Origin of the sequence: Stenotrophomonas sp. FR024 (genome assembly GCF_047500745.2) — a bacterium.
In the GTDB taxonomy this organism is placed as follows: domain Bacteria; phylum Pseudomonadota; class Gammaproteobacteria; order Xanthomonadales; family Xanthomonadaceae; genus Stenotrophomonas; species Stenotrophomonas maltophilia_A.
Map to the genome: position 1 here is coordinate 297,550 of NZ_JAXAXM020000002.1, position 23,056 is coordinate 320,605.

General features: G+C 67.2%; 18 protein-coding genes. 6 read left to right on the plus strand and 12 right to left on the minus strand.

Features of this window, described 5'->3' with window-relative positions:
- Window positions 1-483: 483 nt before the first annotated feature.
- Window positions 484-1,356 (minus strand): DMT family transporter, encoded by an 873-nt coding sequence (locus ACMZ91_RS03405; RefSeq protein WP_313300470.1) that lies wholly within the window; start codon window positions 1,354-1,356, stop codon window positions 484-486.
- A gap of 115 nt (window positions 1,357-1,471) precedes the next feature.
- Here ACMZ91_RS03405 and ACMZ91_RS03410 point away from each other — a divergent pair, with 115 nt between their 5' ends.
- Together ACMZ91_RS03410 and ACMZ91_RS03415 are read left to right on the plus strand one after the other, a co-directional pair.
- Window positions 1,472-2,416, plus strand: a complete 945-nt coding sequence (locus tag ACMZ91_RS03410) for a LysR substrate-binding domain-containing protein (RefSeq protein WP_049461769.1) — start codon at window positions 1,472-1,474, stop codon at window positions 2,414-2,416.
- 68 nt (window positions 2,417-2,484) lie between these two features.
- Window positions 2,485-2,778, plus strand: coding sequence for a hypothetical protein (locus ACMZ91_RS03415; RefSeq protein WP_005415831.1), 294 nt, complete (start codon window positions 2,485-2,487; stop codon window positions 2,776-2,778).
- Window positions 2,779-2,809: 31 nt separating this feature from the next.
- On the opposite strand, the gene ACMZ91_RS03420 is transcribed toward ACMZ91_RS03415, so the two are convergent.
- Window positions 2,810-3,589: a DUF4349 domain-containing protein gene (locus ACMZ91_RS03420; RefSeq protein ID WP_414577160.1), complete on the minus strand. Its 780-nt coding sequence runs from the start codon at window positions 3,587-3,589 to the stop codon at window positions 2,810-2,812.
- A gap of 32 nt (window positions 3,590-3,621) precedes the next feature.
- Window positions 3,622-3,978: a GFA family protein gene (locus ACMZ91_RS03425; RefSeq protein ID WP_046983156.1), complete on the minus strand. Its 357-nt coding sequence runs from the start codon at window positions 3,976-3,978 to the stop codon at window positions 3,622-3,624.
- Window positions 3,979-4,091: 113 nt separating this feature from the next.
- Between ACMZ91_RS03425 and ACMZ91_RS03430 the strand changes: the two genes are divergently transcribed.
- Window positions 4,092-5,900 carry a DUF885 domain-containing protein gene (locus ACMZ91_RS03430; RefSeq protein WP_049461768.1) on the plus strand — a complete coding sequence of 603 codons (1,809 nt, stop codon included), beginning with the start codon at window positions 4,092-4,094 and terminating at the stop codon, window positions 5,898-5,900.
- A gap of 101 nt (window positions 5,901-6,001) precedes the next feature.
- Here the strand turns inward: ACMZ91_RS03430 and agp are convergent, their stop codons facing one another.
- The 3 genes from agp to ACMZ91_RS03445 form a co-directional block, all read right to left on the minus strand.
- On the minus strand, window positions 6,002-7,231 hold the full coding sequence (gene agp / locus ACMZ91_RS03435; protein ID WP_414577147.1) for a bifunctional glucose-1-phosphatase/inositol phosphatase: 1,230 nt from the start codon (window positions 7,229-7,231) through the stop codon (window positions 6,002-6,004).
- A gap of 44 nt (window positions 7,232-7,275) precedes the next feature.
- Window positions 7,276-9,108: a multidrug efflux ABC transporter SmrA gene (gene smrA, locus ACMZ91_RS03440; RefSeq protein ID WP_049461766.1), complete on the minus strand. Its 1,833-nt coding sequence runs from the start codon at window positions 9,106-9,108 to the stop codon at window positions 7,276-7,278.
- A gap of 199 nt (window positions 9,109-9,307) precedes the next feature.
- Window positions 9,308-10,867, minus strand: coding sequence for a serine hydrolase (locus ACMZ91_RS03445; protein ID WP_049461765.1), 1,560 nt, complete (start codon window positions 10,865-10,867; stop codon window positions 9,308-9,310).
- Window positions 10,868-10,977: 110 nt separating this feature from the next.
- On the opposite strand from ACMZ91_RS03445, the gene ACMZ91_RS03450 reads away from it, so the two are divergent.
- Genes ACMZ91_RS03450 through ACMZ91_RS03460 form a run of 3 tightly spaced genes read left to right on the plus strand, consistent with a single transcriptional unit; the run spans window position 10,978 to window position 13,230 of the window.
- Window positions 10,978-11,421, plus strand: a complete 444-nt coding sequence (locus ACMZ91_RS03450; RefSeq protein ID WP_049461764.1) for a VOC family protein — start codon at window positions 10,978-10,980, stop codon at window positions 11,419-11,421.
- Entirely contained in the window at window positions 11,418-12,248 is an 831-nt protein-coding gene (locus ACMZ91_RS03455; protein WP_049461763.1) for a DUF72 domain-containing protein, read from the plus strand. Before ACMZ91_RS03450 ends, ACMZ91_RS03455 begins: the two co-directional genes overlap by 4 nt.
- 34 nt (window positions 12,249-12,282) lie before the next feature.
- A complete protein-coding gene (locus ACMZ91_RS03460) occupies window positions 12,283-13,230 on the plus strand; it encodes a DMT family transporter (RefSeq protein WP_049461762.1) in 948 nt (315 codons plus the stop codon).
- A gap of 30 nt (window positions 13,231-13,260) precedes the next feature.
- Here the strand turns inward: ACMZ91_RS03460 and ACMZ91_RS03465 are convergent, their stop codons facing one another.
- The 6 genes from ACMZ91_RS03465 to ACMZ91_RS03490 form a co-directional block, all read right to left on the minus strand.
- A complete protein-coding gene (locus ACMZ91_RS03465; RefSeq protein WP_049461761.1) occupies window positions 13,261-14,421 on the minus strand; it encodes an AAA family ATPase in 1,161 nt (386 codons plus the stop codon).
- Between the two features lie 117 nt (window positions 14,422-14,538).
- Entirely contained in the window at window positions 14,539-15,609 is a 1,071-nt protein-coding gene (locus tag ACMZ91_RS03470) for a sensor domain-containing diguanylate cyclase (protein WP_049424582.1), read from the minus strand.
- Between the two features lie 144 nt (window positions 15,610-15,753).
- Complete coding sequence (locus ACMZ91_RS03475) at window positions 15,754-16,476, minus strand: pseudouridine synthase (RefSeq protein ID WP_049424580.1); 723 nt, start codon at window positions 16,474-16,476, stop codon at window positions 15,754-15,756.
- A 34-nt stretch (window positions 16,477-16,510) separates the two neighbouring features.
- Window positions 16,511-18,175: a sensor domain-containing diguanylate cyclase gene (locus ACMZ91_RS03480; protein ID WP_049461760.1), complete on the minus strand. Its 1,665-nt coding sequence runs from the start codon at window positions 18,173-18,175 to the stop codon at window positions 16,511-16,513.
- A 109-nt stretch (window positions 18,176-18,284) separates the two neighbouring features.
- On the minus strand, window positions 18,285-20,708 hold the full coding sequence (locus ACMZ91_RS03485) for a putative bifunctional diguanylate cyclase/phosphodiesterase (protein WP_414577150.1): 2,424 nt from the start codon (window positions 20,706-20,708) through the stop codon (window positions 18,285-18,287).
- 227 nt (window positions 20,709-20,935) lie between these two features.
- On the minus strand, window positions 20,936-22,882 hold the full coding sequence (locus ACMZ91_RS03490) for a DEAD/DEAH box helicase (RefSeq protein ID WP_032128355.1): 1,947 nt from the start codon (window positions 22,880-22,882) through the stop codon (window positions 20,936-20,938).
- Window positions 22,883-23,056: the final 174 nt, after the last annotated feature.

A 23,056-nucleotide genomic window follows, 5' to 3' on the forward strand; every position in this document is an offset into this window, starting at 1 on the left:
CGCCGCCAGGTCGCGAGCCGCCGTGCTTCGCACGCCGGTCCCCTGCGCTTCTCGGTGAATCAGGGGGCGGCGCGAGGAAGTCAGCCGACTAGCAGTCGGCTCTACAGGACATCGGCACCTCTTCGCCCCTGATTCCCCTGCGATGCTCGGCTCGCTCAAGGCGGACTGGAAGGTCAAGATCAACCGCAAAGGCATCCACGCATGGCGTGGATCTACTGGGTGCAGCTGTGGCCTTTGATCTGGGTCCGCCTTGAGCGAGCCGAGCACCGCAGGTCCGGCGAGGGCGAAGAGGCGCGGGTGTCTGAGCGCAGCGAGTTCCCGCGCCGTCCCTCGACGGGCCGAGGAGCGCAGGGCACCGATGCGCAACGCGCATCGGCTCGTGACCGGCGGAACGTTTCTTTTGGTTACTTTTCTTTGCGTACAAAGAAAAGTAACGCCCATGAACGATGAAGCGCCTTCAGCACGCGCCACGTGCAAAACACCTCAACCCTTCTGACTCACCGCCACGCTCCCCAGGATCAACGCACCGGCAATCAGCATCTGCACCGTCACCGCTTCCCCGAGGAACAACCACGCAAACGCCGCGCCGAACAGCGGAATCAGATAGGTCACGGTCGACGCACGCGACGGGCCGATACGGCCGATCAAACGATAGAACATCAGGAACGCCAGCCCGGTGCAGGCCACGCCAAGCGCGATCGCTGCGCCCCAGGCCTTGGCCGGAATCGCCGCCTGCGGCCAGTGGCTGACCGCCATCGGCAGCATCCACAGCGAAGCACAGGACAGCGTTGCCGCCGCCGCGGCCGCCGACGGCAGCCCGGTCATGTGCCGCTTCACCAGGTTCACGCCCAGACCGTACAGCAGCGAGGCCGCCGCACCGGCCAGCACCGCGGTGCCGATACTCAGGCCAGAGACCTTGGCCGTGGCCAGTACCACCACGCCGGCGAATCCGACCAGCAACGCGCCAGCACGGCGCATGCCGATCTTCTCGCCGAAGAACAGGAAGGCGATCAGCGCGGCGAACAGCACGGTCATCGCATTGCAGATCGCACCGATCGCGGCCGGTGCCTGTTCGGCGGCATAGGCGAACAGCACGAACGGCAGCGCCGAGTTGATCAGGCCGATCGGTGCCAGCCACAGCCAGCGCCGCGGCGGGAACTGTGCGCGGGCGCGCCACAGGAACGGCAGCAGCACCAGCGCGCCCAGCACCAGCCGCACCTCGACCAGCGCGAACGGGCCGAACGACGGCACCGCCACCCGCATGAACAGGAACGAGCAGCCCCAGATGGCGCCCAGCAGGGTCAATTCCAGCGGCGTGCGCCAGTCGCGCTCGGCCGCCTGTGGGACCGCATTCATGCCCTGCCTCCGTCCATCGTCTGTTCCTCGCCAAGGCAGACAGGATCAGGCGCAGACGCCCGCCACACAAGCGCGTAGTATCGCTGCCAGCCACAAATATGGCTTGAGGCTCGACATGCAGCTACGCCCTTCCCTGCTCCCCGCACTGGCCGTGTTCGCGGTCGCCGCGCGCCACCAGAACTTCGCCCAGGCCGCCCAGGAGCTGCACCTGACCGCCAGCGCGGTCAGCCACCATGTGCGCCGGCTGGAGGAGGTGCTGGAAACCCGGCTGTTCCTGCGCCACGCCCGCGGCGTGCGCCTGACTGCCGAGGGCCGGCAGCTGGCCGACGCCGCCAGCGCCGCCTTCTCCGATGTCGCGGCCGTCGCCCATCACCTGCAGCCGGATGCCGACAGCGTGCCGCTGCGGATCACCACGCTGCGCTCGCTGTCCTACTGCTGGCTGCTGCCACGGCTGCCACGCTTCACCCAGGCCCATCCGCACATCCGCATCGAACTGCACACGGGCAGCGGGCTGGATCGCTACGACGACAACGGCCCGGAAGTCGGCATCCGCTATGGCCTGGGCCAGTGGCCGGGCCTGCGTGCACAGCACCTGATGGATGACTACCTGTTCCCGGTGGCCTCGCCGGCGCTGGCCGGGGTTGAAACGCTGGTCGATCCGGCGCGCATCGCCGACCTGCCGCTGCTGACCGATCTGTCGCCGCAGGGCTGGCGTGACTGGTTCCGCCATGCCGGCGTGCGCCCACCCTCGCCACTGCCGCCGATGCACACCTTCGCCGACAGTACCGATGCGATGCGTGCCGCGGTGTACGGCATGGGCGCGGTGCTGGCACGTACCCACATCGCGCAGCCCTACCTGCAGCGCTACGAAGTGGTACGCCTGCCCGGCCCGGCGCTGAAGGCGCGCTACGCGTATCACGTGGTGCATGCCGAAGGGCAACCGCCGAGCCACGCCGCGCGCCTGTTCATCGACTGGTTGCTGGAGCAGGCGCAGGACGAACGCACGCCGATTCCCGCGTTGCCGGACAGCCTGCTCGGGCGCCCGGCCACACGCGCCTGACTGCGCCCTCACCCGTTCTTTGCTTCACGCTGGCTAGGCTGCTGGCAACCCCACACCGTATCGACGCCATGGCCATGCTGCGACTGCGCATCACCGGAACCGAAGACGACGCCCGTGCCATCAGCGACCTGCTGCTCGGCCTGGACGGCATCGAACATGTCGAGGAAACCGACGACCTGATGCCGCACATGGACGACGACGATTCCAGTTCGGCCGGGCTGTCCGATGACATCGGCCCGGGCATCCACGAACTGGAGGTGGAAGTCGGCAACGAAAGCACCGCGCAGAAGGTGCGCGATGCGGTGCAGGAACTGGCGCTGGAGCTGGATGTGTTCGTCGAGTACGAGACCGACGAGGGCTGATGCCGGCTGGCTGCCGGCATCAACCTTGTCCTCAAAGGGTGGGCGGTAGTTTGCGACGGCGGCGACGCCACCACGCCCGCACACCCCAGGCCGCGATCAACGCCAGCACCGCTACCGGCAGCAGCGCGGCCGCGGCGCGGATCAGGAACGCAATACTGGTGCTGAGGATGCTGCCCGATTCGCTCAGCGCCTCGCCAATCTCGCTGCGGCTGCGCTGGCCCGAGGTGGTGTCGAAGTGCATCGTCACCAGCTGGGTATCGATGCGCCGGCGCTGCTGCGCAGAATCCTTGTTGGCCTGCTCGACGCCCGCTTCGATCTCCGACAGGCGCGTGGTGATCGCCATCAGGTCTTCGATCTTCAGGTCCTTGCGGTCCTGGTAGGACAGCAGCCGCGCATGTTCCTTCTCCAACCGCGCCTTGGTCAGTGCGGTGTCGGCGACCTGCTGCGCGAGATCTTCGGCGCGCGTGTTACGCGACTGCAGCGTGCCCCCCTCACCGGCCATCGCGATCAGTGGCTCGGTGCCCTTCGGCGCGATGCGTACCTTGACCTCACCGCTGGGTTGCTCGCCACTGCGTTGATCGACCTGCAGCACCGCGCAGTCACCGAACTTCGCGCTCTGGCAGGCCTGCGCCACCTGCTGGATGCGCACAGCGATCTGCGCCGCTTCCAGCTGGATCTGCACGTCATGCTCGTAGGCCAGGAACGCACCTTCCGGCGAAGCGACAGCAGCATCGGCAGCGGCCGCACCCGCCTCCTGCGCCCTCTCGCCGTTCTTGGCACAGGCCGCCAGCGCCAGCAGCAGCACCGGCATTGCCACCACACGCGTCCACGCGCGCAGCGGCGTCACAGTGCCGCTCCGTCGTAGGACATCACCGCCAGCGTGGCCAGGTCCACCTGCGGTACGCAGCGCACGTTCACCGCCACCATCGGCGTACCGGTGCGCGGGTCCACCGCTTCGCTGTAGGGAGCGACGCCGCACTCGCGGCAGTGGTGATGATCGATGTGGGCTTTGTTGAAGTGGTAGGTGGCCACATCCGCGGGATTGGTGCTCAGCTGGAACGCCTCGCGCGGGGCAAACCACAGCAGGCTGCCGCGGCGACGGCACATCGAGCAGTTGCAGTCGATGACGTCGCTGATCGGCGCCTCGGCCTGTACGGTGAATGCGATCCTGCCGCAATGGCAGCTTCCCTGGTATTCCATGTCCTGCGCTCCGCTGGAGGGTCCTTGTCAGTGCCCATGGTAATCCTATGGCACGGGGACAAAGCAGCCCCGGAGGCCTATGCTCGGGAATTGACCCCAGTACAGGAACGCCGATGCGCCCGCATCTTCTTGCCCTCGCCCTGGTCGCCGCCCTGGCCGGTTGCCAGCCGGCCGACGCCCCGACCAACGCTTCCACCCCGGCCGCCAGCCAGCAGGCCGGCGACGCGGCGGTCGATGCCGCCTTCGCCGATCTTTCCAAGCGCGCCCTGGACACCTGGATGCAGCTGTCGCCGGTCAGCGCCACCCAGATCGGTGACCACCGCTACGACAGCGAACTGGATGACCTCAGTGCCGCCGGCCAGCAGAAGACCCTGGCCGCCTACAAGGCGCTGCTGGGCGAGCTGGACAAGATCGAGGTGGCCAAGCTCGGCCGCGAAAACCAGGTGGACGCGGCGATCCTGCGCAACCAGCTGCAGTCCGAGATCTGGAATGCCGAGGTCATGCAGTCCGGCAAGTGGGACCCGCAGCTGTACAACGGCGTGGCCGGCAGCGCGATCTACGGCCTGATGGCCCGTGAGTTCGCACCGCTGCCCGAGCGCCTGAAGTCGGCCACCGCGCGCATGGAGAAGCTGCCGGCGATCTTCGCCCAGGCCCGCGAGAACCTGGATCCGGCCCGCGTGCCGAAGATCCATGCCGAGACGGTGGCCAAGCAGAACAAGGGCATCCTCAGCATCGTCGATACCTTCATCACCCCGCACATCGGCGAACTGCCGCAGGCCGACCAGCAGCGCCTGCAGGCCGCCATCGATGGCCTGAAGAAGGCGGTGGACGAACAGCAGACCTGGCTGGACAAGACCCTGGTGCCGAACGCCAAGGGCGACTTCCGCATCGGTGCGGAAAAGTACGACCAGAAGCTGAAGTTCGCGCTGAACTCGTCGCTGTCGCGCCAGGAGATCGGCGAGCGAGCACGCGCCGAACTCAAGCGCGTGCGCGAAGACATGTACGGCATCGCGCAGACCGTGCTGAAGGACAAGCCGGGCGCACCGGAGATGCCGGCACAGCCGACCGACGAGCAGCAGCAGAAGGCGATCGAGGCCGCGCTGGAGCTGGCCTACGCCGACAAGCCGGCGCGCGACAAGGTGGTCGACGATGCCAAGGCCGCACTGGAGCAGTCCACCGCGTTCGTGCGCGAGCACGACCTGATGACCCTGCCCGACGCGCCGGTGGACATCATCCTGATGCCGGAATTCCAGCGCGGCGTGGCCGTGGCCTACTGCGATTCGCCGGGCCCGCTGGACAAGAACCTGAAGACCTTCTACGCCGTCTCGCCGATTCCGGACGACTGGAACGACAAGCAGGTCGACTCGTTCCTGCGTGAGTACAACTCGCGCATGATCCACCTGCTGAGCATCCACGAAGGCACCCCGGGCCACTACCTGGAAGGCTGGCATTCGGCCAAGTTCCCCTCCACCCTGCGTGCGGTGCTGCGTTCGGGCCTGTTCGCCGAAGGCTGGGCGGTCTACACCGAGCGCATGATGCAGGAGCAGGGTTACCTCAACAACGACCCGCTGTTCCACCTGGTGCAGCTGAAGTTCTACCTGCGCACGATCTCCAACGCGATCCTCGACCAGGGCGTACACGTGGACAACTGGGATCGCGAAAAGGCGATGCACCTGATGACCCACGATGCCTTCCAGCAGGAAAGCGAAGCCTCGGGCAAGTGGGTGCGCGCGCAGCTGACCTCGGCACAGCTGCCGACCTACTTCGTCGGTGCGCAGGAACACTTCGACACCCGCAAGGCGATGCAGGACAAGCTGGGCGACAAGTTCAACCTCAAGGCCTATCACGACCAGATGCTGTCCTACGGCGCGCCGCCGGTGCGTTTCGCACGCCAGCTGATGCTGGACCAGCCGATCGAGTGATCGCGCAGGTGTGAGCGGAAGCAGAACGGCCCGGGGAAACCCGGGCCGTTTTCTGTTCGGCGTCCCGGGATGGACCCATCCACGCCATGCGTGGATGGCATTCAATTCAGCGCGCGATGCAGCACGCGCTCGAACTGCACGTCACTGCATCCATTCTGCCCACACCCGGGAAGCGCGAGCTCCACCCGAACGGGTGGCTGTACATCGCTCAACGGCAGCGCATCTCGCAGTTGCGCGGTGGTCGGGTAGACGTAGGCCAGGCGGAAGCGCTCGCCACCGCTTTGGCGGTCGCGCCAGCGCTCGAACTGCAGCAGGCCGCCGATCGGTGTCTTCTCATACTGGCCCGGCAACGTGTAGTCCGTGATTCCCAGCGCCGCCAGCACGGAACCGATGTTGGAATCGTGGCCGACCAGCAGGCTCACCTTCGGTGACGCCGGATCTTCGAACAGCCCTTTTATTCTTGCCAAAAGCGGCGCGGCCACGTCACGCGCCACCTCGGGTGTTCCGAACAGGATGTCCTGGTAGCGGTTGCGGACCTGCGCCAGCGCCTGCCATTTGGCCTCCGTGTTCAATCGGCCCCAGCCTTCGCGGGGGATGCCACTTCCCTGGTAGTGCTCCATCAACAAGGCATCGACCAACCCGCTTGCCAGGGCCAGCGAACCGGAAGTACGCGGTTCTTTGCCCGGCTCTGCGCTGAAAATGGAATCGGCCGGCGTCAGGTGGCATTCGCTGCGGCCTGCGCACGCAGCCGACTGCGGGTAGCGGGTGATCGCCTCCACCGCCGCCAACGCCGGTGCCAGATCCGATGCGGCCTGCGCCTGTTGCATCGCCGACAACGCGCGTTCGCGGAAGGCCGCATCACCGTTGTGGATCACCGGATTGAACAACGGATCCATCGTGCCCAGCGGCATGCGCTGTTCCACCGTCACGTGGCAGCCCGGGAACGCACCGGCAACGAAAAACTGCGCGGTGGCCTGGGTGCGCTGCAGGCTGTTGGCGTGCGCGTGGAAGTCGCTCGGCTGCGGGCAGCCCGTTGCCGGCAGCAACTTTGCCTGCCGCAGCCACTGGCCGATGTAACGGCCCATGTAGATCTCCAGCACGCCGCCCTTGTTGGTCAGCTCGCCGGCGCCTACGTCCCAGCTCGGCCAGCGCTCCGGAGTCGCATTGGCCAACGCGCCCGATGCCACCACCGGTGCGCGCAGGTTGTGGCGGCTGAGAAGGATGACCTGCTCGAGGGCTTCGCCTTCCACTGATGGCGATGCAGCGGCTGCGGCAGTGGCGACCAGTGCCAGCACCAGCGCCAGCAGTAGGGGGCGTAGAGAACGAATCATGCGGGTCTCCGACCCCAAGGGATGCATCCACGCATGGCGTGGATCTACTGGTCTGCAGCCACAAAACCACCAGTCTGCCGCGCCCACAAGCGCGCGTACAGGCCACCGGCCGCAATCAGGTCCGCATGGGTGCCGGTCTCGACAATGCGGCCCTGGTCCATCACCACCAGCCGGTCCATGCGTGCGATGGTCGACAACCGGTGCGCGATCGCGATCACCGTCTTGCCGCCCATCAGCTGATCCAGGCTGTCCTGGATCGCCGCTTCCACTTCCGAGTCCAGCGCCGAGGTCGCCTCATCCAGCACCAGGATCGGTGCGTCCTTCAGCAGCACGCGGGCGATGGCGATGCGCTGGCGCTGACCACCGGACAGCTTCACGCCGCGCTCGCCCACGTGCGCGTCGTAGCCACGCCGGCCCTGCCCGTCCACCAGCGTATCGATGAAGGCTGCGGCGCGCGCCTTGGCCACGGCGGCATGCAGCTGCTCGTCAGTGGCATCGGGGCGGCCATACAGCAGGTTGTCGCGGATCGAGCGATGCAGCAGCGAGGTGTCCTGGGTGACCACGCCGATCTGCTGGCGCAGGCTCTCCTGGGTGACATGGGCGATGTCCTGATCGTCGATCAGGATGCGGCCGCTTTCCAGGTCGTACAGGCGCAGCAGCACGTTGACCAGGGTCGACTTGCCGGCACCGGAAGGACCGACCAGGCCGATCTTCTCGCCCGGCTTCACCACCAGGTCCAGTCCGGCAATCACACCGCCCTTCTTGCCGTAGTGGAAGTGGATGTCCTGGAAGTGCACGCCACCACGGGTCACCTGCAACGGCACCGCATCCTCGCGGTCCTGCACGGTCAGCGGCTGGGCGATGGTAGTGATGCCATCCTGCACCGTACCGATGTCCTCGAAGATGCCGTTGATGGTCCACATGATCCAGCCGGACATGTTGTGGATGCGGATCACCAGGCCGGTCGCCAGCGTGATCGCGCCAACAGTGATGTGGCCACCGTTCCACAGCCACAGCGCGAGCCCACAGGTACCGGCAATCAGGAAACCGTTGACGATGGCGATGGTCAGGTCCATGCCGGTGGTGATGCGGGTCTGCGCACGGTGCTTGACCGCCAGTTCCTGGATCGACTCGGCCACATAGGCCTGCTCGCGTCCGCCATGGGCGAACAGCTTCAACGTGGGAATGTTGGTGTAGCCATCAACGATGCGGCCCATCGCCTTGGAACGCGCTTCGGAGGCGATCCATGCGCGTTCCTTCGCGCGCGGAACGAAGTAGGCCAGGATCACTGCATAGGCCAGCAGCCACAGGATCAACGGCACCATCAGCCGCCAGTCCGCCTGCGCGAACAGGTACAGCGCGGTGCCGGTGTAGACCACGATGTACCAGAGCGAGTCGACCATCTGCACTGCCGATTCGCGCAGCGAGGTACCGGTCTGCATCACCCGGTTGGCCACGCTGCCGGCGAAGTCGTTCTGGAAGAAGTTCAGGCTCTGCCGCACCACGTAGTTGTGCATCAGCCAGCGCGAGCGGTTGCTCAGGCCAGGCACGATGGCCTGGTTGACCAGCAGGTTGTGCAGGCCGACCAGGATTGGCCGCGCGATGACCGTGATGAACAGCATCCAGCCCAGCTCATTGGCATGGCGCTTGAAGAAATCGGCCCCCGGCTGCTCGGCGACCATGTCGACGATGCGGCCCAGGTAATCGAACATCGCCACTTCCACCAGCGCCAGCAGCAGGCCGGCGATCAGGGTGGCCAGCAGCACCGGCCACACCGGGCGCAGGTAGTGCAGGTAGAACGGCAGCACCTTGCGCGGCGGCATGCGCCCGTCCACGGGAGGGAACACCGGAATCAGGGATTCAAACCAACGGAACATCGCATTCCCTCGCCATCAATAGCCGGCGGAGTATCCCACGCCGCGTGTGTACGCCAGCCGATGATCACCGCGGTTCCGGTAGTGCCGGCCGCTGGCCGGCCCCCTCGCGACGCTTCCGGGGATCATCAGGTTGCCGGCCAGCGGCCGGCACTACCGATGGGATTCGTCAAACGGCAGCGCCGGGCCACGCCCGGCGGCGTCATTTCACCGGGGTGAACAGCAGGTCCTGGAAATCGAAGCTGAAATCGGTCAGGTCGGAGATCGACTGCATGCGCACCTCGCGCACCTTGCCGTCCGGATCCAGGCTGAAGTTCACGAACGCGTCGGCGTTGAGCGAACGGTCGTCCCAGCGCACGATGAAGGTGTCATGCTGCCAATGCTCCAGGCGCCCGCTCAGCTGCGCGGTCTTCATGAAGCGCAGGCGCAGGCCCTTGCCCTCGGCACTGACCTGCATGTCGCCATACCAGCGGTCGCGGAACGTGCCGGTGTAGCCGGCCAGTGCCAGCGATGGCTTGCTGCCCTTGTCGCGCGCGCTCTGGTGCTTGGCCCAGGCCTCGTCGGCCTTGTCCTGGCCCTTGGCCACGGCCTTGGCATAGGCGTCCACCCAGTCGTGCTTCTCACCGCCCAGGTAAGCATCAAGCACGCTCAGGGTGATCGCGTTGAACGCCGCGCCTACTTCCTGGTTGGTCAGCACCACCACGCCCAGCTTCTCGCCTGGCACCAGGGTCAAACGCGAGACCATGCCCGGCCAGCCACCGGTATGCCAGACCAGTTTCTGGCCGCGGTAGTCGCTCAGGCTCCAGCCTTCGCCGTAGCCGGCAAAGTTGGCCCGCGCCGGCGCCAGCTCCGGCACGCTCGGCGCCGGAATCGACTGCGGCGTGATCATCCGCCACATCTGCTGCTGGCTCTTGTCGCTGAACAGCGCGGTGCCATCGGCCAGCTTGCCTTCGGCCAGCTGCACCTGCATCCAGCGCGCCATGTCGTGCGCACTGGAATAGATGCCACCGGCGCCGGCATTGTTCGACCAGGTCAGCGGTGCAACGGTACGCAGGTCCTTGAAATCGTACTTGGCGTGGCCGACCGCGGCCTTGTCGCCCGGCTTCAGGTGATCGGCGTTGTAGCGTGTACCGGCCATGCCCACCTTGTCGAAGATGCGGGTCTGCAGGAACTGCTGGTAGCTCATGCCGGAGACATGCTCGATCACCTGCTGGGCAACCGCATACAGGATGTTGTCGTACGCATAGCTCTCGCGGAAACCGCCCTTCAGCGGCACCTTGCCCAGCCGCTCCACCACTTCGGCATTGCTGTAGGAGGTGGTCGGCCAGAACAGCAGGTCACCTGCGCCCAGGCTCAGCCCGCTGCGATGCGACAGCAGGTCGCGGATCGTCATCTGCCCGGTCACGAACGGGTCGGACATGCGGAACGACGGCAGGTGGTCGATCACCTTGTCGTCCATCTTCAGTTTGCCGTCCTCGGCCAGCAGGTTCAGTGAGGTGGCGGTGAACGCCTTGGTGTTGGAAGCAATGGCGAACAGCGTATCGGCCTGCACCGGTTCCGGCTTGCCCTGCTCGCGCACGCCCCAGCCGCGTTCCAGCACCACCTCGCCATCCTTGACCACTGCCACAGCAATGCCGGGCACGTCGAACTGCGCGCGCACGCGCTCGACGGTCGCATCCAGGTCCTGCAGCTGCGCCGGGGTGGCAGCACTCGCCATGGTCGTGCACGCCAGCAGCACGGCTCCTCCAATCCAGGGTTTCATCCAGCACGATCTCCGAACAGGGGTGGCGGCCATGTGCAGGCCGTCACCGGGGTTTCGCGCGATGGTAACGGTCTACGGCGCACCCTGCCCTGTGCCATAGGAGGGGTGTCATGGGCGGGAACGGCCAACCGAGCAACGGCTCCACCATCATTCCATGCCTGCGCTATCGCGACGCGCAGGCCGCCATCGACTGGCTGCAGCGCGCCTTCGGCTTCCATGCCCAGGCCGTCTACGCCGATGGCGATACGGTCTTCCATGCACAGCTGACCTTCGGCACCGGCATGATCATGCTCGGCTCGGCCGACAAGGAAAGCGAGTGGAGCCAGCATGCGGCGATGCCTGATGAGGTCGGCGGCCGCCAGACCCAGAACGCCTGCGTGATCGTCACCGATGCCGATGCGCACTATGCACGGGCCAAGGCCGCCGGTGCCCGCATTGTCATCGACATCGCCGACCAGGACTATGGCGGACGCGGCTACGCCTGCGCCGACCCGGAAGGCTATCTGTGGTGGTTCGGCAGCTACGACCCGTGGCGCGCGGACCACGGCCAGTGACCGCGACCGCCCGGCAGGCGGAGATCCGCTGCGGCATTGGTGGCTGGGTGTTTCCCGAATGGCGCGGCGGCGTTTTCTACCCGGTTGGCCTGCCGCAGCGTGAAGAACTGGCCCATGCCAGCCGTGCCCTGCGTTGCATCGAAATCAACGGCACCTTCTACCGCACGCCAACAGCGGCGCAGTGCGCGCAGTGGGCCGCACAGACACCCGACGGTTTCCGGTTTTCGATGAAGGCACCACGCTACCTGGTGCAGCGCCGCGACCTCTCCAGCACGGTGGAAGCGGCCGCGCCCTTCCTGCAGGCGGCGATTGCACTCGGTGACCGGCTCGGCCCGTTGCTGTGGCAGTTCGATCCGCGCCATCCGGCCGATGCCGATGCATTGGGTGCCCTGATGGCGCAGCTGCCGAAGCAACTGGAAGGGGTGACGCTGCAGCATGCGCTGGAGGTCCGCAACGCCGAGGCACATGGCCCGGCACTGGTTGCTGCCGCCCGTCGACACGGCGTGGCGCTGGTGATCGAGGACAGCGACGAGGCGCCACTACACGGCGATGTCAGTGCCGGCTTCGTCTACGCCAGGATCAAGCGCAGCCAGGCCCGCTTGAACGAGGGTCTGCCGGCACCCCTGCAGCAGCACTGGGCCGAACGCGCGCTCCACTGGTCACGCGGCGAGCCGGTGGACGACCTGCCCTGCCAGGCCGCGCCGGCACCGTCAGAACCGCGCGAGGTCTACCTGCTGTGCATTGGTGCGGGCAAGGCACGCAACCCGGCGGCGGCGATGGCCCTGCAGCGGCGGGTGGATGGGGCCAGCAATTCCTCACGCGGATAGCGCTGCGGTCATCGCCTTGCCTCACAATAGGCGGATGAGCACACCCGACACCCGCAAAGCGCTGTGGCAGATCCACTTCTGTGTCCTGCTGTGGGGCGTCACCGCCATCCTCGGCAAGCTGATCACCCTGCCGGCGCTGCCGCTGGTGTGGTGGCGCATGCTGCTGGTAACGGCAATGTTGGCGCTGCTGCCGCGGGTCTGGCGCGGATTGCGCACCCTGCCACTGCGCCTGGTGGCGGGCTACGCCGGCATCGGCGCGCTGGTCGCCCTGCACTGGCTGACGTTCTACGGCGCGGTGAAGCTGGCCAACGCCTCGGTGGCCGCCACCTGCATCGCGCTGGCGCCGGTATTCACCTCGATCATCGAACCGTGGGTAGCCAAGCGACCGTTCCAGCTGCGTGAACTCGCCTTCGGCCTGGCGGTGCTGCCGGGTGTTGCACTGGTGGTCGGTGGCGTGCCCGATGGCATGCGCCTGGGTGTACTGATCGGCGCGATATCGGCGCTGCTGGTGGCGGTGTTCGGCTCGCTCAACAAGCGCATGGTCAGCCACGCCGATCCGCTTACGGTCACGGCACTGGAGCTGGGCGCCGGCACCCTCACCCTGACCCTGCTGGCGCCACTGATGCCCTACCTGCTGCCGGCGCTGGCCAGCCCGCTATGGGTAGTTCCGGACCTGCACGACGGCATCCTGCTGCTGGTACTGGCCGGGTTCTGCACGCTGCTGCCGTTCGCCCTGGCCCTGGTCGCGCTACGCCACCTGAGCGCCTACACGGTGCAGCTGGTGACCAACCTGGAACCGGTCTACGCGGTGGTGCTGGCGGTGGTGCTGCTGCGCGAGCAGCACGAGGTCACGCCGTGGTTCTACCTGGGCGTGGCGATCATCGTCGGCGCGGTGTTCCTGCATCCGTTGTTGAACCGCCGCAAGCCGGTGCAGCATCCGGAAATTCTCGGTACGTCGGAAGCACGCAACATCGCCGATTGAGCGTATCCGCGCAGGATGCGAATCGCCTTGTCAGCGCTGCGGCCAGTGCCATGCCGGGGCATCCAGCAGGCCCTGCCCGCTCAACAGCGTGCGGCCCTGTTCCTTGTGCAGATGCAGCGAATGACAGCCGGGCGCCTGCTCCAGTGCTGCGATCAGTCGGCTGGCGTGTGAGACCACCCACACCTGGCTGCGCGCACTGGCCGCGATGATCAGCCGCGCCAGCGCCGGCAGCAGGTCCGGATGCAGGCTGGTCTCCGGTTCGTTGAGCACAAGCAGCGGCGGCGGGCGCGGCGTGTGCAGTGCCGCGGCCAGCAGCAGGAAGCGCAGCGTGCCGTCGGACAGCTCGGCCATCGACAACGGCCGCAGCAGCCCCGGCTGGTGGAAGCGCAGGGCGAGTCGACCGTCCAGTTCCTCGAACCCCACCGTGGCGCCCGGGAACGCATCCTCCACGCTGCGCGCCAGTGCGCCCGGATCACCGATCTCGAGAATGGTCACCCAGGCCGCCGCCAGATCGCGACCGTCGTGATGCAGCACCGGCGTGCGCGTGGCCATCGCCGGTTGCCGTGCCGGGGCATCGGCGTCGCTGCGGAAATGGTCGTAGAAGCGCCAGCGACGGATGTACTCGCGCAGGGCGATGGTTTCCGGCATACGCTGCGGATCGCCAACCTGGGAGAACAGACTGTCGAACAGCGACAACCGGTCATCGACCAGATCCCAGCCGCGCGCATGGCGTTGCCGCACCATTGCCCCACGTCGGTCGACCAGCAGGTTGGCGCTGCGCAGGAACGGCCCGGCCCAGATCGCCTCGGCCTTGATCTGCGGGTCCAGTGCGAAGGCCGAACGGCTGGGCGGCGGGTAGCCCAGGTCGATGGCATAGCCGAACTCGTCGGTGGTGAAGCCCAGCTTCAATCCCACCGATTCCTGACGTGGGCCGCCCTGCAAGGGGATTTCGCCGGCAGCAACCCGACGGTCCATTTTTTCCGGCCCCGCCCACAGCGCCGAACCGAGCCCACCTTCGCGGGCCAGAACCGCCGCGACGCCGCCCTGCGCGGTCTCCGCCAGCAGGCGCAGCGCGCGGTACAGGCTGGACTTGCCACTGCCATTGTCGCCGGTCACCACATTCAACTGCTGCAGCGGCAGTATCAGCCCGTGCAGCGAGCGATAGTGGGCGATGGCCAGGGTCTGCAGCATGGTCGGCGTCCGTGGGAACAGGGACGGCATGGTGCAGCACGTGGATCGCAGGGAATGCGACGCGCACGGTGTTCGAGTGGTTTTTCATCCACGCGTGGCGTGGATCTACCTGGGGCTTCAGCCCGCCCGTTCCACCCGGTTGCGACCATTGCCCTTGGCCCGGTACAGCGCCTTGTCGGCGCGCGCCAGCATGTCATCCACGCTTTCACCTGGCTGGTGCTGGGCAACACCGATGCTGACCGTGACCGGGAATCCAAGCGGCAGGTCAGCCACGGCCAGGCGCAGGAACTCGCATTGCAGTTCGGCCGTGTGCAGGTCGGTGCCCGGCATTACCGCCACGAACTCCTCGCCGCCGTAGCGCGCAGCCATGCCGCGGCCGGCGAAGTGCGAGCGCAGCAGCACGCCCAGCTCGGCCAGCACCCGGTCGCCTGTAGCGTGGCCCTGGAAATCATTGATGTGCTTGAAATGATCGATGTCGAGCAACGCAACGCAGGCGACGCCCGGTTGCCCATCGATCTCCACCACCGCCTCTTCCAGTGCCGCCGCCATTGCGCGGCGGTTGGGCAGGCCGGTCAGCGCATCGGTGCGGCTCTGCTCGGCCAGGTCGGCATTCTGCGCCAGCAGCACGTCCTGGTACTCCGCCAACAGGCGCTCGTAGTCATCGCGCTCCAGCATGTGCTTCTGGATGTCGAGCGCGAAACGGCGCAGCTCCATTACCAGCATCACCTGCCGTGACAGCGCGGCCAGTGCCTCGGCCTTGTCGCTGGGCAGGTGCTGCGGATGTGCATCGAACACGCACAGCGTGCCCAGAGGCAGGCCATCGGAACTGATCAGTGGCGCACCGGCGTAGAAGCGGATGTGCGGGTCGCCGGTCACTACCGGATTATCGTGGAAGCGGATGTCCTGCAACGCGTCCTCGACCACCATGATTTCCTGTGGCTGCAGGATGGCGTGGCCACACATCGATTCGCTGCGCAGGTTTTCCGCCGCGTCGATGCCCTGGATCGACTTGAACCACTGCCGTTCGACGTCGATCAGGGTCACCGCCGCCATCGAGGTACCGCAGACCGCCTTGGCGATCGCGACCAGGTCGTCGAAGGATTTCTCACGCTGCGAATCCAGGATCCGGTAGCGGTACAGCGCCTCGAGCCGCAGGGCTTCGTTGGCAGGCTTGTCGGGCTTGATCATGCAGCGTCACGTTCCGGCAGGTCACTGCGGAGTCTAGCTGATGCCGGTGCGCAATTCGCACAACGGGGAGTGCCGGCCGCTGGCCGGCATCCCGCGCTCATTCGATGCCTGGTGCAGCCGGCCAGCGGCCGGCGCTACCGCGCGTTACCAGTCCAGCTGCTTCGGCAGCAGGCCCTGCAGCTCCTGCTCGGTCAGGTTGCGCCACTGGCCCGGCTTCAGCGCACCGATCTTGATGTTGTCGATGCGCACGCGGCGCAGCTGGGTCACGCGATAGCCGAATTCGGCGGCCATCAGGCGGATCTGCCGGTTCAGTCCCTGCTGCAGGGTGATGCGGAATCCGAACTTGGCGATGCGCGAGGTCTTGCACGGCAGCGTCATCTGGTCGTGGATGCGCACGCCGCGCGCCATGCCACGCAGGAACTCGTCGGTGACCGGCTTGTTCACCGCCACCAGGTACTCCTTCTGGTGGCCGTTCTCGGCACGCAGGATCTGGTTGACGATGTCGCCGTTGCTGGTCATCAGGATCAGTCCTTCGGACTCCTTGTCCAGGCGCCCGATCGGGAAGATGCGCTGTTCGTGGCCGACGAAGTCGACGATGTTGCCCTTGACCGAGGTTTCGGTGGTGCAGGTGACGCCCACCGGCTTGTTCAGCGCGATGTAGACGTGGCGGCGGGCGCCGGGCTTGCGTGCCACGCGCGCGCGCAGCGGCTGGCCGTCGACCAGCACCTGGTCTTCCTCGCCCACCACCGCACCGGTGCCGGCCGCGTGGCCGTTGACGGTGACGCGGCGGGCGGCGATCAGGCGATCGGCCTCGCGGCGGGAGCAGAAGCCGGTGTCGGCGATATGTTTGTTGAGTCGGGTGGTCATCGGTCCATTATCCGGCATCGCCGCCCGCTGCGCTTCATGCCAGGGCCGGCGGATCGAGCTCTTCGCCGTCGAACACCCGGTTGCGACCCGCCCGCTTGGCCACGTACATGGCATGGTCGGCCCGCCGCAGCAGCGCGGCCAGATCATCCTCACCCGGCCGCCACTGCGCCAGTCCGATGCTGGCGGTCACTTCCAGGCCCGGCACCTGCAGGGCCTGGCCGGCTTCGGTGATGCGCTGGCGCAGGCGGTCCAGGCGCGCCGACGCCGCCTCGCGCGGCATGCCCGGCATCAGCAGCAGGAACTCCTCGCCGCCCATCCGCACCACTTCGTCCTGGCTGCGGACTGCCGTGCGCAGGGCACGCGCCACCGCCACCAGCACCTGGTCGCCCACCGCGTGGCCATGGCGGTCGTTGATGTCCTTGAACAGGTCGATGTCGAGAAAACCGATCACCAGCGGGCCGCGCTCACGGTCGACCTGTGCCAGGTGACGGGCCAGCTGCTGCAGGCCGGCCCGGCGGTTGGGCAGCCCGGTCAGGCCATCGGTTTCGGCCAGCTGGCGCAGTTCATCGCGCTGCTGGCGCAGCCGGCCCAACCGCTGGTTCATGGCATAGGCGGCCATCATCAGCAGCCAGGTCACCGACAGCTGCAGTGCTTCCACCCGGTACTCCAGCAGCCACCCCGCACTGCTGGCATCGGCTGCGATCATCACCAGCAGTGGCACCAGCGCCGCCAGGCCCGCCAACGCCCAGCAGTCACCGCGCAACCAGGCACGCATGCCAGCGGCCAGTGACAACAGGCAACCGAGGATGAAGGTCAGCTGCAGGCTCTGCGCGACCAGCGCCAGGGTGTCCCAGCGCAGCCACGGCACCAGCGCGGCCAGTCCCATCAGGCCCCACAGCACAGCCTGCTGTGCCGGCCGCGAGCGTGGCAGCAAGCGGTCCCCACCGTTGAGGCGCCACAGAGCGGGCAGTACCAGCGCCTGGGTCGCGGCGGTCAGCGCCAGCAGCCACCATGCGCCGCGCTCGCCCACCGGCAGCCACGGTTCGGGATAACCGCTCAAGCCGCCAAGAACCGCCTGCCACACCACCACCACGATCGTCGCGCCGATGTAGACCAGGAAGCTGCGGTCACGGGTGGTCAGGTAGGCCATCAATGCCGACAGCGCCAGCGCGATCGCCACCGCGATGCAGGCCGCGCGCACCAGCAGGCGGGCGGTATCGTTCTGCTGGACCGGACTGGGCGCCCCCAGCCGCAAGGTCGGCACCCAGCGCGCTTTCAGCGGCGCCTGCCACGACACCAGGAACGGCTCATGGCTGCCTGCCGCTGGCACCGCCACCAGGCCGATGCCGGCACGGAAGCGCGAATCACGGGTGCGCGCATCGTGCATGTTGCCGCAGATCTCGCGGTCACCATGCTGTACGCGGACTTCGCCAGCGAACACGTTGAACACATCCAGCGCCTGGGGTTGCCCCGACCAGCCCCCGGGCGGCGCCGGCACCTCTACCTGCTCGCGCGGCCCGGCCAGCATCGCGGGCGTACAGCCACGATGGGGTGTCGGTTCGTCCGTCGGTGCGCCAACCAGCAGGAAATCCCGGCCGGCCTCGGCCAGGCGCGCGTGCACCAGACCGGGAAGCAACACTCCCATCAGCAGGACGACCAGCAGCGCCCCTGTTTCGTACCGCCACTGCCTGACGCCCACGCCACATCCTGTTCCTGCTTACGTCCGCGCCCACTGCGCGTCGCCCCTGGCGCGCATTATCGCAGCCGGGCACGCCACGCATGTGTAGACCAAAGTCGCCGTGCGCCGTTCAGCCAGCGGCCGGAGGCCCCTTCACCGCCACCAGGCGGACCGGCCTCAGGTCACTCAGGGTCATCCGTTCCAGCGGCTGCGGCCGCTCGATCGCGTAGCCCTGCAGGCCCTGCACGCCGAGCCGGGTCAGTGCGCCAGCCACCTCGGCGGTTTCCACCCATTCGGCCACCACCTCCATCTGCAGTTCCCGCCCGAGCTCGCTGATCGCCCGCACCGTGGCGTGGCTGACCGGGTCGGTGTCCATGTCACGCACGAAGGTGCCGTCGATCTTCAGGATGTCCGCAGGCAGCTGGCGCAGATAGCCGAACGAGGACAGGCCGGAGCCGAAGTCATCCAGTGCCATCCGGCAGCCACGCGCTTTGACCGCATCGATGAAAGCGCGTGCCTGGCTGAGGTTGCTGATCGCCGCGGTCTCGGTGATCTCGAAACACAGTTTCGAGGCCAGCGCGCGGTTGCGCTCGAGCAGGTCGCAGACGAAGGCGAGGAATCCCGGCTCGGCGATCGGCTGCGCCGAAACGTTGACGTTGCACAGGCCCAGCTGGCGCACGTGTGCCGGGCAGACCTGCAGGTGGCGGAACAACAGCCCGAGCACGTGCCGGTCCAGCGCCACCGCCATGCCGTATCGCTCCACCGCCGGCATGAACTGACCGGGCAGATGCAGGCTGCCATCGGTACCACGCATGCGCACCAGCACCTCGTAATGCAGGTAGGACGGATCGCCCACGCGGGCGATGCGCTGCGCGTACAGCAGCATGCGATTCTCCGCCATGGCCAGGCTGACACCCTGCAGACGCTCGGCCTCCTGCCGCCGCTCCTCCAGCGCCATGCGGTTCTCGTTGAAGCAGTGCACGCGGTTGCGACCGGCCTGCTTGGCGGCATAGCAGGCGCTGTCGGCGGCGCTCATCAACCAGTTCGCGTCCGGCGCCTCGGCACTGACCTCGACCACGCCGATGCTGCAGCTCAACTGCGGGCTGCCCTCGCTGATCGGGAACGTGGCCTGGCCCAGGTTGCGGATCACCCGCTGCAGTACCCGCTTGGCTTCATCCTGGCCGGCGTGGGCGAGAAACACCGCGAACTCATCGGCCCCCAGGCGGCCGACCCAATCGCCATCACGCACCGCCGCCACCAGATAGTCGGCGAAACCGCGCAGCATCTGGTCGCCGGCGGCATGACCGAAGCTGTCGTTGACCAGCTTGAAGTGGTCCAGGTTGATGTAGCACAGCGCATGCGTACCACCGTCCGTCCGGACCTGCAGCAGCGCGCGTTCCAGCAGGCGTTCGATCTCGCGGCGGTTGATCAGGCCGGTCAGCGGATCGTGGCTGGCGTGATGCTCGATCTCGCGCGCCAGTGCATGGTTCTGGCTGACATCCTCGATGATCGCGAACACCGACAATCCACCGCCCGAGCTGCGAACCGCGGTACCGCTCCAGCGTCCCCAGACGAGGCTGCCATCGCGCCGCCGGAAACGCAGCTCGCTCGGCCGCAGCTGCCGGTCCCAGTCGATGCGGCCGACACCGTCGAGGACCAGTTCCCCCTCCATCAGCAGGTCACCCAGCAGCATCTGCAGCAGCACATCGCGCCGGTAGTCGAGGATATCCGCCATCGCCTGGTTGGCCTCGACCACGCGGCCATCGGTGTCGAGCTTCAGCATGCCGACATTGGCCTGGTAGAAGGCCGCGCGGAAGCGGCTCTCGTGCTCGGTCAGATCCTTGCCGACGCGACGCGCCAGCGCCACTGCCATCAGGCTGATCACCAGCACCGACAGGCCGCCAACCATCAGCGTGGCGATCCGGACCATGGTGGCCATCCTCAGCAGCGCCTGCGAGAACGCCTGGGCCTGCACCTGCAGGCGGCGGTCGAGATCCCGCAGCTGCTGCAGGTAGCGATTGCGGTCGGCCACGGGCAGTTCACCTGCCGCATGCCTCCGTTGCAGCTCGGCGACCAGGGCCTGCACAGCCTCCAGATCACCATCGGTCTGCCGCCACAGTGCAGTGGCTTCGCGGAATGCTCCCAGGTCACGGGCGTAGCGGAACGAGAACACCAGGCGTGGAATATCGGCGCGCGCGTTGCCGCCCTGCAGGAAACCCTGCCGGGCCTTCTCCTCGTCCGGTACCGCCTGTTCCAGCGCCAGCCGGGCCTGCAGATCCCCCAACGGAATCCGCAGGGCCTGGCGCGCGTCATCCAGGTCCTGCGCATCGCCACGCGCCAGGTAGCGGCTCAGCGCAGCGGTCGCATCCTGCTGCCCCCGCGACCAGTAGCCCTGGCCGGCAATCCAGGCCGTCGAGGCCGCCTGCAGTTCCTGGATCAACGCGGACAGCGCGACCAACCCGATCGCCATGCCCGTCAACAACGCAAAGCGCAATCCCAGGCCACGGGTCATCGGCACCCGCCGGCTCTGCTGGTCCGTGCCACTTCTACCCATCCCGGATCCCCCCGAATGTGCTGCGGTGACAACCTCCCTTGGAACCGACCCAGCCTATGACCGGCAATGTGTTTGCCATGCGAAAAGGGGACGGAGGGGATTAAGTCGTTTTCGGCATAAGCGCACTGCCGGGCATAAACGACTTAATCCCCTCCGTCCCCTTTTCCAGGCCCATAACGGACAACGCCAGCCCGGAGGCTGGCGTTGTTCAGGACCGCAGGTGCGGCTTAGAAGCTGCGCGGGCCGCGCGGCTTGAAGCCGTCACGACGCGGCGGGCGGCTGTCGCGGTCACCGCCGCGGTCGCCACCGTGGCCACCCGGACCGCCCGGGCCACCGCGACGCGGGCCACCCGGGCCGCCCGGACCACGCTTGTCGAAGCGCGGCTTGAACGGACGCGGGGCCGGGTTGGTGTCTTCACCCGGGGCCAGCGCACGCATCTGCAGCTGCTGGCCGGACACCCACACCTTCTGCAGGTGCGACAGCACGTCCGGCGGCATCTGTGCCGGCAGGTCCAGCAGCGAGAAGTCGTCGTGGATGTCGATGCGGCCGATGAAGCGGCTTTCCAGGCCAGCTTCGTTGGCAATGGCGCCAACGATGTTGGCCGGCTTCACGCCGTGCTGGTGGCCGACCGAAATGCGGTAGGTCTCCATGCCCTGCTCCGGCGCACCACGCGGCGGAACCTCACGGCGCGGACGCTGCTCGAAGCCACCTTCGGCGTCGTCGCGGCGCGGGCCACGCTCGAAGCGCGGACCACGCTCGTTGCGGTCGAAGCGATCGCCACGTTCCGGGCGGTCACCACGGTCGAAGCGTTCGCGCGGTGCGCGCTCTTCACGCGGGGCACGCACCGGCGGCTGCAGCAGGAACGGGGTGTCACCCTGCAGCATCTTGGCCAGCGCGGCAGCCACTTCAATGGCCGGCACGTTCTGCTCGTTCTCGAAACGCTCCAGCAGCTGGCGGTAGAAGTCCAGGCCACCGGCGCCGAGGGTTTCGCTGATGCGCGAGGTGAACTTGTTGATGCGGGTGTCGTTGACCGCTTCCACGCTCGGCAGCTGCATCTCTTCGATCGGCTGGCGGGTAGCGCGCTCGATCTGGCGCAGCATGCCCTTCTCGCGCGGGGTGGCGAACAGGATCGCCTCGCCGCTGCGGCCGGCACGACCGGTACGGCCGATGCGGTGCACGTAGCTTTCGGTGTCGTACGGGATGTCGTAGTTCAGCACGTGGCTGATGCGCTCCACGTCCAGGCCGCGGGCAGCCACGTCGGTGGCGACCAGGATGTCCAGCTTGCCTTCCTTCAGCATGGCGATGGTGCGCTCACGCTGGGCCTGCTGCATGTCACCGTTGATGGCGGCAGCGGCCAGGCCACGGGCCTGCAGCTTGCTGGCCAGTTCCTCGGTGCCGGCCTTGGTGCGCGCGAAGATGATCATCGCGTCGAACGGCTCGACTTCCAGGATGCGGGTCAGCGCGTCCAGCTTGTGCATGCCGCTCACCCACCAGTAACGCTGGCGGATGTTGGCCGAGGTGGTGGTCTTGGCCGCGATGGTCACTTCCACCGGGTCCTGCAGGTAGGTCTGCGCGATGCGGCGGATCTGCGGCGGCATGGTGGCCGAGAACAGGGCCACCTGGCGCTGCTCCGGCAGCTTCTTCAGCACGGCTTCGACGTCGTCGATGAAGCCCATGCGCAGCATTTCATCGGCTTCGTCCAGCACCAGCGTCTTCAGCTCGGACAGGTCCAGGGTGCTGCGGTCCAGGTGGTCGATCACGCGGCCGGGGGTACCGACCACGATGTGCACGCCGCGGCGCAGGGCCGACAGCTGCTGGCCGTACGGCTGGCCGCCGTACACCGGCAGCACGCGGAAGCCCGGGATCTTCGACGAATAGGACTGGAACGCCTCGGCAACCTGGATGGCCAGTTCGCGGGTCGGCGCCAGGATCAGGGCCTGCGGCTTGATCTGCTGCAGATCGATGTTGGACAGTACCGGCAGCGCGAACGCTGCGGTCTTGCCGGTGCCGGTCTGGGCCTGGCCCAGCACGTCGCGACCTTCCAGCATCGCCGGGATGGTGGCGGCCTGGATCGGCGACGGGGTTTCGTAGCCGATGGCGGTGACCGCCTGCATCACGGGCTCGGACAGGCCGAGCTGCGCGAACTGCAGCGGCGCTTGGGAATCTTGGGACATGGGGAACTCCGAAGACACTGCCGTCTTCCTGGCAGTGCGATAAAAAAGGTGATGGTCCGCGCTTTGGGCGCCCTTCTTATCGCGTGCCCTGGCGCTGCTCGGTTGGAGGAGATTTCACTCGCTCAGAGCGGAATCATACCGCATTGATCCTGAACAAGGCGTACAGCTTGCCGT